The sequence below is a fragment of the Lentibacillus jeotgali genome (assembly GCF_000224785.1).
Classification (GTDB): Bacteria; Bacillota; Bacilli; order Bacillales; family Amphibacillaceae; genus Lentibacillus; species Lentibacillus jeotgali.
This window is the reverse complement of sequence record NZ_AGAV01000005.1, coordinates 341223-358082: the sequence shown is the minus strand read 5'-3', so window position 1 is coordinate 358082 and position 16860 is coordinate 341223. Positions and strand designations below refer to the sequence as shown.

Below are 16860 nucleotides of genomic sequence, written 5' to 3'. Positions count from 1 at the left end.
GCCTCCTTTTCGTTTTACCGTTTTTGTTGAATCTTTGCTGTACGCATTCTGTTCAGCACAGCTGCAATTTCGTACCGTCTTGGACGCGCAATATCGCCCGGGTGCTGGTCTTTAAATATCGTAAAGGAAGCAAGTCCTTTTTGATCCATTTGCCGCTCGATATCAGTGAGCAGTTCATGCAATGTTTTGTTTCCGAGCGCATTGGTACGGTCCAAATATTGAATGATTTCAGCAATCATGTTTGTCTGTGACGTATCAACAAGCTGTTCTGTCGCTGCAAACGAAATATCTATTTGGCCCATCAGTATTTTAGTAAGCCCTTTAGCCTGCGTTTTGGATTTTTTGCCTTTTCTGGTCTGCAGGGAATTCTGCTGAAAATACCGCTCACTGATGCTGCCAAATGTCTCTTCTTTTTCTGATGACCGTACAACCGGATTTGTCGATATGATTGCTTTTGCCTCATCAGTGACATTATATGGTACATAAGCTTCCATCATAATGACCGAATCGGCAACGTCAAAGTAATCGCCGGAACCGCCCATTACCAATAGCGTTGACACTTCAAGCTGGTCACGCATCTGTTTGATTTTATCAATGAACGGGGTGATCGGTTCTTTATCCTTATGAACGAGCTGCTGCATCCGCTGGTCACGGATCATAAAGTTGGTCGCACTTGTATCCTCATCAATCAGCAAGGTGCTTGCACCAGCTTCTAGAGCCTCCATCACATTGGCTGCCTGTGATGTACTCCCACTGGCATTTTCCGTTGAAAAAAACGTCGTATCCTGTTTGTGCGGCAAATTATTGATGAACGGCGAAATATTAACACCTGTTACTTGCCGGCCATCTTCAGCGCGGATTTTCACCGCATCCGGATCTGTGAGCACATATTCACGTCCATCCCCTTGTGTATGAGAATAAATGCCGCGTTCAATCGCCTCCAGGATTGTGCTTTTACCATGGTAACCGCCGCCGACAATCAGGGTTATCCCTTTCTCAATTGCCATGCCTTTAACCGGCCCTGTCTGATGTGGAATTTCAATGGTAACCTCATTTTCTTTTGGGCTCTGAAACGGCACCGCATCTTTCAGCGGCCGGTTGCTAACACCGCTCCCTCTCGGAAGAACAGACCCGTTGGCAACAAATGAAATCCAATTGTTTTTGCGCATTTCCGCTCTGATCGCTTCCTGCTGATCAGCCAGCTGGACAGCGTCTTCAATTTCCTTGTCACTAATCGAAAAAACAGAATTTTTTAAAATAGCAGGGATCGCATCGGCAAACAATTTTTCTGCCTCTCTGCCATTAATTTTGCGTCCATTTGCCGGCAAGCCGATTGAAATACAAACAGTGATTGAACTGGCGTCTGCCTGCACAGCGCTGCGTTCAAGTACTTCCTGGCCCGGGCGGTCAAATTGGATGCTGCCGCTTTTCCCAGATCCTTTTATAGAAAAATTGCCTTTCGTAATGGCGGCGCCAACCTTGCGCGCAATAATGTCCTCTGTTGCAACTCTGCGTCTGTACGACTCAAGCCAGCTGTCATCCAGTGCACGTTTTTTCGCCGGGACAACTGCTCGGATCTTAGATGGTGTTGCAAATGGATCACCCTGAACATAATCTATATATAAATCAAAATCGGAAAATTTGTAGTGTCCTTGCACACTCTTATATGCTTTATAGCCTTTTCCATCAATCTGCTTCAGTGTCTGCAAAAGTTGTTTCATAACGTATCCCTCAATTTATTGTGGTTTTATCCCGCATGTAATGGTCAGTAATCCGCCAAATGACGACGGGTAACTGACCCTAAATGCCCGATTCTGTTCGACTAACGTTCAGTGGGAAAAGCGTCCCACTAAACGAAGTTTCACTTTATCCCGCATGTAATGGTCAGTAATCCGCCAAATGACGGCGGGTAACTGACCCTAAATGCCCGATTCTGTTCGACTAACGTTCAGGGGGAAAAAGCGTCCCGCTAAACGAAGTTTCACTTTATGCATAGAATACATGGTGAAAATGGCATATTCAAGTAAAGCGGAAAGGCTGGTGCTATGAAAAAACGCAATGCTTCGGAATATGGCGAAACACTGCGTTATGACTTACTTATGTATGGAGCGGGTGATGGGAATCGAACCCACGACATCAGCTTGGAAGGCTGAGGTTTTACCACTAAACTACACCCGCACGTCTTGCATCTGCAAAACTTGTGTTTTTTTGTAGAATATTTTTATTATACCAACCTTGCTAAATGGAATCAACCGTTTTTGACAATTTTTTTACCGAAAGACCTCTTCATTACTTTCCTCGAGTGGGCCCCTGATAAGATATCGGAAAAAAAGAGAGTTTTATTTTTTCATGCACCTTTTTCCCATTTCATTTCGATTATATATATGAACCCCCCTGCTACAGGACACAATTTTCAACACTGCAATGATCGCACATAAGCAGGTTTTTAAGGTAAGCCATATTTTTAATCAAAAAGAATTTATTTTCATTGTCAACGATGTCTTGCTCTTTCCATTTATTCACGATCCGGCTGACCGTTTCTCTGGAAATGGCAATATGCTTGCTGATATCCTGAATCATGACAGGTTCGGTAATCCGAACACCATCAGGGGTAACAACACCGTACATATTCGAGAAACGGACAAACACGGAGGCAACTGCCCCTTCTGAGCCAAACGCAATATAATCACGGATTTTTGCTTTGCTTGCTTCAAGTGATTCAGCTATCCAGCGGGTGAAGTGAAGGCTTATACGGCCATTTTGCGATAAAATTTCTTCTATGGTCTTTCGGTCAATCACATATAAAACACTATCCTGAAGCGCCTTTGCAGAATTCGAATAGTTAACACCGCCAAAAACGCCTATTTCACCGATGCCATCATACATACCACGTGTAAAAATGGTCAGTTCTTTGTTTGATTCAATTTTTTTATAAACACGTACTTTTCCCTGAATCAGAAAATATATATGTTCAGCAGACGTTCCTTCTCTAAAGACAAATGAGTTTTTTGGTATATGTATCTCATTTGAAGCATCTATCAGTATATCGTATTCCTGTGGGCTCAAACGTTCCAAAATTGGTTCCATAGTGCTTCCCCCTTTTCCTTATTATATTTGTATATGACATTATAAGGAAATTCAAACCATTATCCTGTGATATTTGTCACTCTTTACAGAAAAAGCGTACCATTATAAAATGAAGTTATTTTAAGGAGGCGAATGTATTGTCCGTATATCCTATTATACTATCTCAAGCTGATTTCACCAATCGTGACAGCCTGACATACCCGTTTGAAGAGCGGGGATTGCAGTTTGGCGATGGTATTTATGAAGTGATTCGTATTTATCAAGGGGCATACTATCTGATAACTGAACATGTCAACAGGCTATTCCGGTCTGCTGAGGCGATTAAGATTGATCTCCCATTTTCCAGACAAGAGATCACTAGCCTGCTGCATGACCTGCTGTCGCAGAATGAGATGACATCTGACGGCATTGTTTACCTGCAGGCGACTCGTGGTTCCGCACCGCGTAATCATGCTTTTCCGGTAGATACCCCGGCAAACGTTTACGCCTATGTCCAGGATATGCCGCGTAAAACGAAGAATCTGACAAACGGCGTATCGGCTATCACAAAGCGCGATACACGCTGGGAAAATTGCTATATTAAGAGTTTAAACCTGCTTCCAAATGTGCTCGCAAAACAGGCAGCCCAGGAAAACGGCTCTTATGAAGCAATTCTGGAGCGTGACGGCAAAGTGACTGAATGCAGTTCATCGAATGTTTATCTTGTAAAAGATGGCAAAATCTATACACACCCTGCTACAAACCGTATTCTTCACGGCTGCGTGCGGATGCGCGTTGAACAGTTTGCTGCTGGTTTGAATATCCCATTTGTCGAGCAGGCTTTTTCAATTGAAGATATTGCAGATGCCGATGAAGTCTTCCTGTCAAGCAGTACATCAGAAGTCATGCCGATCGTTGAAGTTGACGGCAAGAAGATTGCTGAGGGGATACCAGGGAAAACAACCCAAATGCTGCAGGAAGCTTATGAAGTGGATGCCGGTCTTGTTAAGCAACGAATCTAGCCTTTTGTCACATGCACAAAAGGCTTTTCTAAAATCAGGCCCGGAGGACATGAGCGTGTGAGCTTAACATGACCCGTACGCTTAATAAAGCCTTACTAGGAGGGATCTTTATGAGTACTGCGAAACGTGCTTTAACGGCAGAAGACCTGAAGCATATTGATGTCTACAGTGATCCGCAATTGACACCGGACGGAAATGCCTATGCATTTGTATCAACTGCTGCGAATGATGAAAACGACTATGCCTCACAAATCTTTTTTCAGCCTATCAATGAACAGAAACCAAGGCAGTGGACATTTGATAATGCCCAAAACAGTCACCCGCGGTTTTCACCAGATAGCAAAAAACTTGTTTTCCAATCAACCAGGAGCGGGGTTCCGCAACTATGGCTATTACATACCAACGGCGGTGAAGCGAGACAGCTAACAACGTTCAGAAATGGCGCCTTCAACCCCGAATGGTCCCAAGACGGCAGATACGTTATTTTCAATGCTCTGCTGGAAAATAACGATGACGTAACAGACCAGCGGGAACCAACTAAAGAAGAACGACAGAGGGAACAGGAAGAAAAAAGCAGGCAGCCTCTTGTGGTCACCCGTCTAAAATACAAGTCAGACGCAAACGGATTCCACGACGACAAACACATGCAGATTGTCCGGCTGAATTTGGAGAATATGACATTTAAACAGCTGACCACGGCTGATACTGATCATAACATCGAGGACATATCACCTGATGGAAAATATATGTTATTCAGTGCCAACCTTGATAAGGACAGAGATTATGAGTTAGTTCATGATCTTCATATGTTAAACCTTGAAACAAAGGTAACAATAACGCTAACCGATGGAAATGGCCAATACGGCAATGCACATTTTTCACCAAGCGGATCAAAAATTGCCTGCCTTGGTCATGAGTTTGCCTATCAGGGCGCCACATTAAATGACCTATTCATTTTCGAAGCCCCCACTGGTGACAGAACCTGCCTGAGCAATGGCTGGGACTTCCAGTTAGGTGATACCATGATTGGCGACACGCGAATGGGTGAATCTGAAAACGGCCCTCTCTGGAGCAATGATGAACAGCGTTTATTTTTCATTGGGACCGATCATGGTGCAACCGGGTTATACCAAGCCGACATGAATGGTGAACTGAAAACACTGTACAAAGACAATAATCATGTCTTTGGCTTTTCGCACCGTGATGGAGCATTTATCCTCGGCATCAGCACACCGCTTAATCCAGGCAATTTCTATCACATGGACAGTAAGGGGCAGCCGAACCGGTTAACCGATGCCAATCGAGTGCTATTGGATAATATTGAACTCAGCGAGCCGGAGATGCTATCGCTTAAAGCGGACGACGGCTGGGAAATTCAGGGCTGGCTGTTGTGCCCATATGGGTTTGAAGAAAGCAAAAAATATCCATTTGTGTTGGAAGTACATGGCGGACCGCATGCCATGTACGGGCAGACATTTTTCCACGAATTGCAATTGCTTGCTGCCAAAGGCTATGTAGTTTTGTACACGAACCCGCGTGGAAGTCATGGCTATGGTCAGACGTTTGTCAACGCCTGCCGTGAAGACTATGGTGGAAAAGACTATTCTGATTTGATGAGTGCGGTTGATTATGTGCTGGATAAATATGATTTCATTGACCAGGACCGGCTTGGCGTCACAGGCGGTAGCTATGGCGGCTTTATGACAAATTGGGTTGTCAGCCATACCAAACGGTTCAAGGCAGCCGTTACACAGCGCTGCATCAGCAACTGGCTCAGTTTCTATGGTGTGAGCGATATCGGATATTTCTTCACCAAATGGGAGTTAGGGAATAATCTGCTGGAAGACCCGGCAAAGCTCTGGGACTTCTCGCCACTGAAATATGCAGAAAATATTGAGACGCCCCTACTGCTCGTGCACGGGGAAAAAGATTTCCGTTGCCCGATCGAACAAAGTGAGCAAATGTTTGTGGCATTAAAGCATCTACGGAAGGAAGTCGAATTTGTCCGTTTCCCGGGCGCCAACCATGAATTAAGCCGGAGCGGCAAACCGGAAATGCGCATCGAACGGTTGAATCATATCACACGCTGGTTTGACGAATATCTTTAGAATCGATTAATAAAACGGACGCCCTCCTAACGAGGACTTCCGTTTTTGTTTGCAATTTTCCACGGAAAACGCCGAACCTTAAATTCGGTTAATATATTTGAATCAATAATATATACCAAGAAGTCTATTATTACCAGTCTGTGTGTTTATCCAGAAACGCATTGACCTTATCAATATACTTTTCCTTAGCCACCACATACGGCTCACCGTGACCGGCATTGTCCACTGTCATGAGTTCAGCTTCACTTTTCGTATTTTCATATAGTGTTTGCGACATCCTGGCGGGCACAAATGTATCATCGGTCCCATGGATATAAAGAATTGGAACGTCCGCTTTTTTAACCTGTTCAAGGGCTGATGCTTCTTGCAAAGAATAACCTGCCCGGATATTCGTTACAACACTTGTCGATGGCAGAAACGGGAATGACGGCAAATTGAACATCCGGCCCATCTGATAGGAGAACATATCGTACACACTCGTATATGGGCTGTCCGCAATTACAGCCTTCACATTGTCAGGCAGTTCCTCTCCGGCTGTCATCAGTACTGTTGCAGCCCCCATTGAAACACCATGCAGAATGATCTCGGTATCTTCTCCGTACCTTTTAATAATCCGGTCAATCCAATCCACATAATCCTTTCGATCATGCCATCCGAAGCCAATATAGTCTCCGCCGCTAGCGCCATGTCCGCGTGCATCGGCTGTAAATATGTTATAGCCTTTTTGTTCGTAATAGTATTGGCCATATAACCCCATATTCATCGCATTTCCCAGATAACCATGCGCCATCACAACGACTTTATTGGACGGCTCTTCCGCTTCAAGAAAGTAACCTTTCAATTCCAGACCATCCCTCGAGGTCATCGTCCATTCGTCGAAATCTTGCTCGTCAACCCATTTACGCCAGTCGCCTTCACGCAGCACTTCCATCGTTTCCGCGGATGCCTCCAGGTCCTCATTTCCCTGGAGAAAGTCCTTTTCGCCACGGTCAATTGCCAAATTATAAAAGTAGAAACTTGCGACAACATCTATAATTAACAGGACACTCAAGACCCCGATACCAATTTTCAGCCATGTCTTCCGTTTCACGACACATCTCCTCTCTAACATCTATCACTCTATCTTTATTATACAAAACATGGCAAGCGATTTCGCCTATTTAGCTATGGTACCTCATGGAAACGGCGGAAAATACTGAAGCCATGCAAAGGGAAATGTTGACCCGCCAAGCCAGTGCATCGATTGCTATAAACTCGACAAAAACTGTCAAACATCCATTGTCAGCAAAGTTATAAGAATATTTTACTATTTTTCGAAAATGACAAGCTTTTCCAGATTTTCTATAGTATAATGAAATGGACAGCTTATTGAGAGGATGCTTTTGAACGAAAGCAGTGAAGATAATCATTTCTTAACTGGCGGCCTCACATCCCTTAATATGAAAGGGGCTGAATTAAGTGATCCCAATTGACAAGACTCTCGAGTTAATGTTGATGTTTGGGACGCTCGTATTGTTAATTGCCGGTTCAAATGAAAAAAAGTAATACACCGCCGATTCCTTTGCGAATTCAGGTGCATTACTTTTTTCGAACGTTGATCAAGGCCGCCATTCTCACCAAATAACTGTCGCGAGTCGCAAGTTGCAGCTTGCGGCTCGTTTACGGTCCTTTAAAAAACAGCCAATTCCATTCTATTTATGTGTAACAGCAATTATTCATTATAAATTTCTCATATTTGGGACAATCTGCCCCATCAAAATACTTTAAGTCTTGTAACACAAGCCAAAGTAAGACTTTTGTCTTAATCCCATTGTATCATGACTGATACCGAAATTCATCAAAGATAATCCAAGATTTGCTTCCATTCTTCAAACTTCTCATTAAAATTCTTCGTATAACGTCCTGGAATTGGACTGGTCGATGGCAATTTAATGACATTGACCCGGTTTAATTTAAAATGTCGCTTAAACGTTTCATACGACTTTGTTCCATTGCAGGCAACCAGCTGGATGGACGGATGGCTCTCTAACAATCCCCAAATATCATTCGGTTGTTCATCCACGATATTTTTGTCCAGGCTTCCCTCTCGGTAGCACGTACCGATTGTATCCCATAAAGCGATATGACGCGTTTTGACAAATGCCATTTTGTCTTCATATTGCGAATCCGGTTCCTCATCAAATAATCCGTAAATAATTCGCCAAAAATGGTTGCGGGGATTACCGTAATATTCTTTTTTCTCCAATGAAACACCACCTGGCATTGATCCAAGAATAAGCACTTTTGGTATCTCCGGCAGAACCGGATCAAATGAAATTAATCGTTCAACCATAAACAAATCACCCTTTTTTCTTATTACCGTTTTTAATCTAATTCAACCCCTTAAAGTGAAACTTCAATCAATGGAGATTTTACTGCCAGGTACATGCAGGATAAAAGATTTAAAATATGACAAGAAGGGTAAACTAACACAAAATATATTATGGAAGAAGGGTTCAATTTGAGAGCGGTTGTTATTCATGAATACGGAAGCACCGATCAACTTAGTGAAGAGGAAGTTCCCAAACCTGTCATAACAGATAATCAGGTACTGGTGGAGCTTTATACAACATCGATTAACCCGATCGACTGGAAAGTGCGGGAAGGCTATCTGCAGGAACGGCTCCCTTTCGAATTTCCAATCATTCTGGGCTGGGATGCCGCAGGAGTAATTGCAGAGACCGGAGATAATGTTTCCGGATTTACAGCCGGCGATAAAGTATTCGCCAGGCCTGATACAACAGAAAAAGGAACCTATGCTGAGTATACAGCAGTCGATAAAGAGCTATTAGCAAAAATTCCTGATAATATCTCATTTGAAGAAGCTGCCGCAACACCACTGACAGGCCTTACTGCATGGCAGTGTCTGGTCGACTTTTCCGATATAAAAAGGGATGATAAAGTCCTGATCCATGCCGGTTCAGGCGGTGTTGGAAGCTTTGCCATCCAAATTGCCAAAAGTTTCGGTGCCCATGTCGCATCAACAGCGAGCGCCAAAAATGAGGAGTTCCTGAAAGAGATGGGTGTCGATCAATTTATTGATTATCAGACAGAAGATTTTGAGCAGAAACTGGATGACTTTGACATTGTCGTTGACACGATGGGCGGCGAAATCCAGGAGAAGAGTTTCAATGTACTGAAAGAAGGCGGTAAGCTTGTTTCCATTGCCCAGCCGCCAGATGAAGAAACCGCTGCCTCCAAAAATGCTAAAGCCGGGTTCTTATGGCTTGAACCGGACGGCCAACAGCTGACCAGACTGGGTAAATTAATGGAAAAAGGTGACGTGAAAGCTTATATAGGGAAAAGCTTTCCATTCAACGAAGAAAGAATCCGCGAAGCGCATCAACTGAGTGAAACACACCATGCAAAAGGAAAAATTGTTATCAATATGAAGTAGACACCGTTAGAAAACTTTAGTTGCACTTATGCAGTTAAGAAATTATCTGTACTTTCGTAACTGCCTGGAAAAACCTGCGGGTGAATCGCAGGTTTTTTTATAATCGCGCCTGGTTTTCATCAAGTTCCCTCAAGTCCGCATCACCAAGTCGGTCGGTCCTCAGCTGACCGATAAACAATGACAAAGTCTGTTCGTTAATCCAATTCGTCCCCCACACATCATCATTGGTAATCATTGTCCCCATCAGCCAAATCCGCCTAGCTGTAATAAACAGTGGGAGGCTGCGAACATCATCTGCTGCCAGATGCTTTTCAGTCAAATATCCTTTTAGAAATGCATTCCAGTATTCCTCTTCCAAATTTTTATAGTTGTTTTTCAGATCCCACCAAGAAACGGCAATATCATAAGCGCGATATCCGACCGCACAGTCGTCAAAATCGAACACGTCAATCTTGCCATCATGAATATGCATATTATGATTATAAAAATTACCGTGACAGAATCCTTTTTCGAGATTGTATTCCTTCAAGTCAGCTTTCGTATTTTCCACAACGGTATGTAAAATCGTCACAGACTGGCCGCCAAGATACCTCTCGATCACCGGCGAAATAACCGCTGCCGGTTCATCGAGCAAATGACTGGTGTCCAGCTCAAAACCGCGATCATGACTTGAGAGGAATCCTAAGGTCCGCTCATGCAACTCGCCAAGAGCTGCACCTATCAATCCTGAATGTTTCTCGTTGATTTGCGGCCGTTCCCCTTCCGAATAATTGAACAGAACACCATATCGCAAGCCCTCGGGCGCTGCAATTTCTGTTAAATAATCATCGTCTGGCTTCTTAATCGGATATGATGCGCGGAACCCCTGTGTATGCAAATAATTGACTGCATCCAGTTCAAACAAAATTGCTTCTTTATCCCGATGTCCGGCCCGGTAAAGCCTGAAAATATATTTCGCTTCGTTCTGGTCCGTTAAGAGATATGTATCATTCTTTCCGCTGGTGAGTAATTCACATTGCACGTCATTCGGCAAATCATACATTCCGGCTAGTTGCTTTATCGTTTCCGTATCAATTAATGAATGCTTGACGTTAAGTTGCAAAACAGGAATCCCCCAATATCTTTATGCCCATGTTTCTGGTTTCACGCTCATGTTTCTATTCTCGCGCTCATGTTTAAGCGCACGCGCCCATATTCTATACACTTGCTCATATTTCCAATTGATTATCCTCATTTTTCTTCATAAGCACCATAGTCTTCCCCATAATACCGGTTATAGCGTGCTTTGAATTTTTCAAAGAAGAAAACTGCAATGACTTTTAGTATCGCGTAGCCCGGGATGCCGAGAATGACACCGACAATGCCGAACAGATTCCCTGCCACCAATAATACGATGATAATGGTTAGCGGATGGATCTGCATTGTCTTACCCATAACGTTCGGTGAAACAAAATTCCCTTCCAGAAATTGAACAGCGGCCCAGACAATGCCTAATTTCAACAGCATAATCGGGGAATTTACGATCGCAATGATAATAGCCGGCGTTATCGCAACCATTGGTCCCAAATAAGGTACGACACTTGTGATACCAGCGATAATGGCAAGCGTGATTGCGTAATCAAGACCAATGATTAAATAGCCGATGTACAATAAAATTCCAATGCACGAAGCGACAATAATCTGCCCTTGGATATAGGAGCCGACTTGGATATCCATATTGTGCAGAATCTGATTCGCTTCATCCCTGTATCTAGGTGGGAGCAATTTCAGGCAAAAACGTTTGAAATGGTCCCCATCTTTTAATAAAAAGAACAAAATAAATGGGAATGTGATAATGGCAACCACAACACTGGTGATGGTGCTGGCAACATTCTGCACCCCTTCGACTGCCCCGCCGAGGTGCTCGGTGATTCTGCTCGTTACATTACTTAAGTTGGACGTGAACCAGGCATAACCCTGTTCATAGTAAGGTGCGAGGAAAGAATTCTGAATCCAGGTGTCAATCCCCTCGCCCATTTGCTGCAGGTAGGTCGGAAATTTGGATGCCAATTCCTTTACCTGCGTCTCAATAGCAGGCGCCGTCAGTAAAATCAGTCCGGTCAGCAGCCCGCTGATACCGAGGATAATGATAATAATACCCCAGATACGGTTAATATGTACACGCTCCAGAAGATTAACAATCGGATTCAGCAAATAATAGGCAATAAAGGCTAGGATAACCGGCGGCAGTACAGTCGACAGTATGGTCAGAACCGGATTAAAAATAAACGAAACTTTTGTATAAATAAAAATGGTGATTCCGATTAAAATTAACAGAGCCACACCGAAGACCAAATCACGGCCGCCTAAAAATCTCATGAACCGGCTTGTTTTCATAACAAACGCTCCTCCTTAATATACAAATTATAGACGATATTACGAAAAATTTCCATGACTGATTAAGAAGGAGCTATCATTTTTTAGTGACACACAAAAGCCGGCTCCCTGACGGAAACCGGCTTATTACTTTAGTGGTATGCAGCCACAATTGCCGTATTCTTTAAATAAAAAGTTTTAAAACCACCACTTCGCCAAGTGGGTGTTTGCAGGAACCTTCCTGTCTTCCACTCAAAGGAGGCTCGACATTTGAGTCCCGATATAAAACTCCCTATTCATCTGTTAGAGGTTAAAACTTATTTAAATACGAACATTGCAGCCTGTATTTATATAATAACCTTTAAACCAGTTAAAATCAATGGTAAATTTCACCTGAAAATTTGGTGCAATTATGAGCTAATTGCCTTCAAAAAAGCAATTCATACACGTCTCTTAATTGGCTGGCGCGTACATCATCTTCCGCATTCTTGGCATAATTCAATTCTTTCTCAACGACCGAATCAAGAAATGCCATTTCCTCCTCATCAAGAACTCGCACAAATTCCTCTTCATTTTTAAAGTCATTATGCTTAAGTTTGCCTATAATTTGTTTCAGCACAGCATCGTCCTGATGGTTAGCCAGTGCTTCACGCAGATAGTTCAAAGTGTTATCGATTGTTCTCACCCTTATCTTTTAAATGGTGCCTCAGCTAGATTTTCGTGTTTCTCTTTTTGGCACGCTGCTCAAGCTGGCTATCCGGCTGCTGATCTGCTGCGTCCTCACTAAGCCCTTGTTTGTTGACACTTGATTTGACCTGTGTCTTACTTCTGTTATCCTTTTTATCAGCCATAAAAACACCTCCAGAATGTAGTGTTTCTGAATTTAATGTGTTTTATGCTGATCCCAACCTGGCTTCTCACCTCGATACCTCTCACTAAGTGCTATACATACTTATCTCGCAATGTTCGTTTCAGCAACTTGCCACTCGGGTTTAAAGTGGTTTAAACTTGCGGCTGAACAGGAATAAACACTTTAGAAGTTAATGAAAGCAAGGTGGTCATTGTGGAAGAACTATTTAATCAAGGCAACATAGGAAAGCATATATTACGAAATCGATATATTGTCGCGCCGATGACACGCGTCAGTTCAGAAGAAGATGGTACGCCGAATGAGCGCATGCACAAATACTACGAACGTTTTGCAAAAGGAGGATTTGCGGCGGTCATCACTGAAGGAGTATATCCAGATACACAGCATAGCCAAGCATACAAGTATCAAGGCGGCCTCGCGACTGAAAAGCACGCGAAAGCTTGGGAGCCCATTGTGAGAAGCGTGAAGTCCCACGGGGCGTTAATGATTGCGCAACTTATGCATGGAGGAGCCCAAACACAAGGGAATGTTTATACAGATGTTACGGTTGCACCATCTGAGTTTTCTCCGCCGGCGGATAAGGTAGAAGTATATTACGGTAGCGGTCCATTCTCCACCGCAAAAGCGTTAACCTTAGAAGAAATTGAAGAAGTGAAACAAGGCTTCGTTCGATCAGCAGAACTTGCGAATCAAGCAGGTTTCAGCGGCGTTGAATTACACGGAGCGAACGGTTACCTACTCGACGAATTTTTATCGGAGGTCAGCAATCATCGAACGGATCAATATGGCGGCAGTGTAGAAAATCGCGTCCGTCTTCTTAAAGAAGTGACCGAGGAAGTAAGGGAGGCAATTGGGGGTGACATGATTCTTGGCATTCGGATCTCCCAGCTGAAAGCAACAAACGGCAACTACAAATGGCCGGGCGGTGAAGCGGATGCAGAAATTATCTTCTCAGAGCTCGGAAAAACGAGTATCGACTATATTCACATCTCAGATGATGACGCAACCACACCAGGGTTCGGAGAAGGTACAATGACGATGACAGAAGCAGCCAAGAAGTTTACGAACAAGCCTGTTATTGCATGCGGGGAGTTAAGTGATCCCTCAAAAGCCGCAAATGTCTTGAAGCAAAACCAAGCTGACTTTGTTGGGGTTGCCCGCCAGGCACTCGCACAACCGAATACACCAAACTGCGTTCAAAATGGCGAGCCGCTCAATACATTCGACGGCAAAGCGATTATGACGCCGCAAGCGTACGTGAAGGATTTCGAATTAGAAATGTAGTTGAAGCAAAGAACTGAAGATCAGAAGCCCTTCAGTTCTTTTCAAACACATTCTTTAAAATAATAATCAACAACTTTTTCACAACTGTTTTACACATCAGGCAGAAGGCAGTATAAAAATTTTATCTAGGATAATTGCTATTTCATCGATATTTAAAACGTTAAACAGAGATAAACACCAATTTTTCATCATAAAAAATAGGGTACTAATCTATTTGTGATTAGTACCCGTAAATACTTTCGTTTCACTTTATCGGTCAAACACAACGCGTGTGTTCCCGAACATGTCATGGATTCCCTGTTTTTGCGTACCGAATGCAACAAACAAATATAACAGGTTTGTAAACCAGAACACACGGTGAATAAAACGTCCGATTACTTCCCTGAAAATCAGATCGCTCCATTCCAATGGCGCCCTGTCTTCGCGGACAACGCGCAGACCAAAAATCATTTTACCAAGTGTTTTTCTGAAAAATTTTGTCATCAGCAGAAAATACAAATAAAGCACAATGGCTCCAATGATTCCACCTGCTGTCCAAAGTCCGATATCGATTCCGTTGCCATCATTCATAAATTTAAACGGGCTAAGTAAGATGCCGTTAATGCTGAACACAATAATCAAATCAGCCAGATACGCCCAGAAGCGCATCCAGAACCCAGCATAACGATGATTTACGGCTTCGGTGGTTTGTGCTTCATATGTTTCCTGATTCTCACTCATAACGGCACCTCCTTATTTCGAATATAAGTACATGGCACGCGGGCCATCCGTTTGCTGTAACAGCTCCTGAATAGCCATCAGACTCTGATCTTCATTGCTGAACAGGCTTTTTACCTGGCCGCCAAGGAACGTTTCCCAGGCGTAACCACCTTGATATTCAACAACTTGCGCATTCGCCCACTCATAGTCTTCTTTCATCATGGCTATGGTATCTTCCAGGTTGCCGAGTCCATCAACCAGCCCGTTGTCAGCCGCCTGCTGTCCGGTATACACACGGCCGTCTCCCAGATCACGTACTTTGGACTCTGACATATCACGGCCATCCATAATGACCTGAACAAAATCGGCATACATGTCATCAATCATTGTCTGCAGTATATCACGCTCTTCATCGGTCATTTCCCTCGTTGGGGACATGATATCTTTAAATTCGCCACTTTTGATTGTATTCATATCAATTCCGAGCTGATCAGCAAGCTCTGTAAAGTTATAGCTTTGCATGATAACACCAATCGATCCGGTCAATGTTGCCGGATGCGCGATAATTTTATCTGCAGGGGCCGATACATAATAGCCGCCTGAAGCTGCCGTGTTACCCATTGAAACATAGACTGGTTTGTTATGTTCTTCCCTTATCTCAACAATCTTATCATGAATCTCATCACTTTCTACAACCCCGCCGCCTGGTGTATTGACGCGCAATATAACGCCTGAGACGGACCGATCTTCTCCAACATATTCCAGCTTTTTCAGGAACCGGTCATGGTTGTAGCCACCCGAATTTAGGACGGAAGATGTGGACGTATCCTGGATAACCCCATCAAGTTCAACAACCGCAATTTTCTTACCGGTGCCTTCTTCAACAACCTTTTCCTGAAATGGCTGATTGGGCGTGTCGAACAGAGCTTCCACATCAGTTGAGAATAAACTGCTCATGAACCTGATGCCAATTGAAGCCACAAGTAAAATGACTGCAATCCCTAGTGCAAACCAACGTGTCTTATTCAATTCGATGTCCTCCATTCTGTTGTATAAATATGTATACGACCATGATACTACATTTTTTGCCAAATCATAATGGGAAGATGTACAAACAGCGCTGCTATAGATCAAGTTCCTCCAGTGCGGCCTTCAAATTGGTCAGATCCGTTTCTGTCAGTGTAACGCCTTTACCCATTTTCGTTTTATCTGGGGACCAGTCCCGAAGATCGTATTTCGGATCGCGTTCGTTCCAGCTTACTAAATTCAGTTCTTTTGTCCAGCCTTTTGGTGATTCGGACAGTGTCGCAATATGTTCAACGATTTCATATTTGATATCAGCCATATCGATTCCTCCATCATCGTTAAAAATTGTACTTCATTTTTCAGCGATAACTCATTTTTCAATACACTTCATAATTCTGCCCGGTTTGGGCGCCTTCCACACTTTTAACATAAGCCCTTGCCACACGGTCTGCGGGTACTGGTGTAAATCCAGCAAATAAACCACCAATTCTATCCCAGGATTCCTGAACGATATTGGGACTGACACAGTTAATCCGGATTCCGCGTGGCACTTCAATCGCTGCCGATTTCACGAATGCTTTAACACCGCCATTTGCCATGGCAGCTGAAGCGCCCAATGGGATGGGATCATCCATCATGACGCCGGTCGTTAACGTGAAGCTGCCACCGTCATTCAGATATTCCTGCCCAAGCAGCACCAGATTTATCTGACCTTTGAGCTTGCTCTCAATCCCTTTTTCATTAAGCTCAGGTGTCAGGTCCGAAACCGCCTTGAAATTAGCGCCTCCCGAGGCATTAATAACGGCATCAACGCGGCCGGTCATTTTGTACATATCAGCTATACTGTCCGGTGACATAATATCAACCGAGACATCCACACCGTGTCTCCCCGCACGGAGAACCTCATGATTCGGCTCAAGAGCTTCCGATATTTTTTGCCCGATCGTACCGCTTGCACCTACAACAATTACACGCATTCGAATCGCCTTCCCT

The 16860-nt window shown here is 43.7% G+C and carries 16 protein-coding genes, 1 tRNA gene and 1 other RNA gene; 4 read left to right on the top strand and 14 right to left on the bottom strand.

Annotated features, from left to right (window positions below; genetic code table 11):
• Positions 1 to 14: 14 nt before the first annotated feature.
• The 3 genes from ON01_RS04530 to ON01_RS04520 form a co-directional block, all read right to left on the bottom strand.
• Positions 15 to 1721 carry an ABC-ATPase domain-containing protein gene (locus ON01_RS04530; RefSeq protein WP_010529814.1) on the bottom strand — a complete coding sequence of 569 codons (1707 nt, stop codon included), beginning with the start codon at positions 1719 to 1721 and terminating at the stop codon, positions 15 to 17.
• Positions 1722 to 2104: 383 nt separating this feature from the next.
• Positions 2105 to 2178 (bottom strand) — tRNA-Gly (locus tag ON01_RS04525).
• Between the two features lie 219 nt (positions 2179 to 2397).
• Positions 2398 to 3087 carry a Crp/Fnr family transcriptional regulator gene (locus tag ON01_RS04520; protein ID WP_010529813.1) on the bottom strand — a complete coding sequence of 230 codons (690 nt, stop codon included), beginning with the start codon at positions 3085 to 3087 and terminating at the stop codon, positions 2398 to 2400.
• A gap of 137 nt (positions 3088 to 3224) precedes the next feature.
• Here ON01_RS04520 and dat point away from each other — a divergent pair, with 137 nt between their 5' ends.
• Entirely contained in the window at positions 3225 to 4088 is an 864-nt protein-coding gene (gene dat, locus ON01_RS04515) for a D-amino-acid transaminase (protein ID WP_010529812.1), read from the top strand.
• 110 nt (positions 4089 to 4198) lie between these two features.
• Positions 4199 to 6196, top strand: coding sequence for a S9 family peptidase (locus ON01_RS04510; protein WP_010529811.1), 1998 nt, complete (start codon positions 4199 to 4201; stop codon positions 6194 to 6196).
• Between the two features lie 130 nt (positions 6197 to 6326).
• On the opposite strand, the gene ON01_RS04505 is transcribed toward ON01_RS04510, so the two are convergent.
• A complete protein-coding gene (locus ON01_RS04505) occupies positions 6327 to 7286 on the bottom strand; it encodes an alpha/beta hydrolase (protein ID WP_010529810.1) in 960 nt (319 codons plus the stop codon).
• A gap of 747 nt (positions 7287 to 8033) precedes the next feature.
• Positions 8034 to 8528 (bottom strand): DNA-deoxyinosine glycosylase, encoded by a 495-nt coding sequence (locus ON01_RS04500; RefSeq protein ID WP_010529809.1) that lies wholly within the window; start codon positions 8526 to 8528, stop codon positions 8034 to 8036.
• Between the two features lie 168 nt (positions 8529 to 8696).
• Here ON01_RS04500 and ON01_RS04495 point away from each other — a divergent pair, with 168 nt between their 5' ends.
• Positions 8697 to 9632 (top strand): NADP-dependent oxidoreductase, encoded by a 936-nt coding sequence (locus tag ON01_RS04495; RefSeq protein WP_010529808.1) that lies wholly within the window; start codon positions 8697 to 8699, stop codon positions 9630 to 9632.
• A gap of 97 nt (positions 9633 to 9729) precedes the next feature.
• Here the strand turns inward: ON01_RS04495 and ON01_RS04490 are convergent, their stop codons facing one another.
• From ON01_RS04490 to ON01_RS19160, 5 genes are all read right to left on the bottom strand, one after another.
• The gene (locus tag ON01_RS04490; RefSeq protein ID WP_010529807.1) at positions 9730 to 10734 is read right to left on the bottom strand and encodes a phosphotransferase enzyme family protein; all 1005 of its coding nucleotides are present in this window, start codon (positions 10732 to 10734) and stop codon (positions 9730 to 9732) included.
• Between the two features lie 128 nt (positions 10735 to 10862).
• The gene (locus tag ON01_RS04485; RefSeq protein WP_010529806.1) at positions 10863 to 12008 is read right to left on the bottom strand and encodes an AI-2E family transporter; all 1146 of its coding nucleotides are present in this window, start codon (positions 12006 to 12008) and stop codon (positions 10863 to 10865) included.
• Between the two features lie 138 nt (positions 12009 to 12146).
• Positions 12147 to 12333: non-coding RNA, 6S RNA (ssrS, locus tag ON01_RS18805), on the bottom strand.
• Positions 12334 to 12414: 81 nt separating this feature from the next.
• Entirely contained in the window at positions 12415 to 12672 is a 258-nt protein-coding gene (locus tag ON01_RS04480) for a sporulation protein (protein WP_280990978.1), read from the bottom strand.
• A gap of 25 nt (positions 12673 to 12697) precedes the next feature.
• Positions 12698 to 12838: a small, acid-soluble spore protein L gene (locus ON01_RS19160; RefSeq protein WP_138919725.1), complete on the bottom strand. Its 141-nt coding sequence runs from the start codon at positions 12836 to 12838 to the stop codon at positions 12698 to 12700.
• Between the two features lie 212 nt (positions 12839 to 13050).
• Between ON01_RS19160 and ON01_RS04475 the strand changes: the two genes are divergently transcribed.
• The gene (locus tag ON01_RS04475) at positions 13051 to 14142 is read left to right on the top strand and encodes an NADH:flavin oxidoreductase (protein ID WP_010529804.1); all 1092 of its coding nucleotides are present in this window, start codon (positions 13051 to 13053) and stop codon (positions 14140 to 14142) included.
• A gap of 249 nt (positions 14143 to 14391) precedes the next feature.
• Here ON01_RS04475 and ON01_RS04470 read toward each other — a convergent pair whose 3' ends face one another.
• From ON01_RS04470 to ON01_RS04455, 4 genes are all read right to left on the bottom strand, one after another.
• Positions 14392 to 14862, bottom strand: coding sequence for an RDD family protein (locus ON01_RS04470; RefSeq protein WP_010529803.1), 471 nt, complete (start codon positions 14860 to 14862; stop codon positions 14392 to 14394).
• Positions 14863 to 14874: 12 nt separating this feature from the next.
• Positions 14875 to 15870: a signal peptide peptidase SppA gene (gene sppA, locus ON01_RS04465; RefSeq protein WP_010529802.1), complete on the bottom strand. Its 996-nt coding sequence runs from the start codon at positions 15868 to 15870 to the stop codon at positions 14875 to 14877.
• 94 nt (positions 15871 to 15964) lie between these two features.
• A complete protein-coding gene (locus ON01_RS04460; RefSeq protein WP_010529801.1) occupies positions 15965 to 16186 on the bottom strand; it encodes a YdbC family protein in 222 nt (73 codons plus the stop codon).
• A gap of 58 nt (positions 16187 to 16244) precedes the next feature.
• The gene (locus ON01_RS04455; protein WP_010529800.1) at positions 16245 to 16844 is read right to left on the bottom strand and encodes a short chain dehydrogenase; all 600 of its coding nucleotides are present in this window, start codon (positions 16842 to 16844) and stop codon (positions 16245 to 16247) included.
• Between the last annotated feature and the right edge of the window lie 16 nt (positions 16845 to 16860).

What these genes read in the sequence shown, in the direction of transcription:
- ON01_RS04530 (WP_010529814.1), bottom strand. Translation starts at nt 1,721, where the DNA reads ATGAAACAACTTTTGCAGACACTGAAGCAGATTGATGGAAAAGGCTAT.
- ON01_RS04520 (WP_010529813.1), bottom strand. Translation starts at nt 3,087, where the DNA reads ATGGAACCAATTTTGGAACGTTTGAGCCCACAGGAATACGATATACTG.
- ON01_RS04510 (WP_010529811.1), top strand. Translation starts at nt 4,199, where the DNA reads ATGAGTACTGCGAAACGTGCTTTAACGGCAGAAGACCTGAAGCATATT.
- ON01_RS04500 (WP_010529809.1), bottom strand. Translation starts at nt 8,528, where the DNA reads ATGGTTGAACGATTAATTTCATTTGATCCGGTTCTGCCGGAGATACCA.
- ON01_RS04485 (WP_010529806.1), bottom strand. Translation starts at nt 12,008, where the DNA reads ATGAAAACAAGCCGGTTCATGAGATTTTTAGGCGGCCGTGATTTGGTC.
- ON01_RS19160 (WP_138919725.1), bottom strand. Translation starts at nt 12,838, where the DNA reads ATGGCTGATAAAAAGGATAACAGAAGTAAGACACAGGTCAAATCAAGT.
- ON01_RS04470 (WP_010529803.1), bottom strand. Translation starts at nt 14,862, where the DNA reads ATGAGTGAGAATCAGGAAACATATGAAGCACAAACCACCGAAGCCGTA.
- ON01_RS04460 (WP_010529801.1), bottom strand. Translation starts at nt 16,186, where the DNA reads ATGGCTGATATCAAATATGAAATCGTTGAACATATTGCGACACTGTCC.
- ON01_RS04455 (WP_010529800.1), bottom strand. Translation starts at nt 16,844, where the DNA reads ATGCGTGTAATTGTTGTAGGTGCAAGCGGTACGATCGGGCAAAAAATA.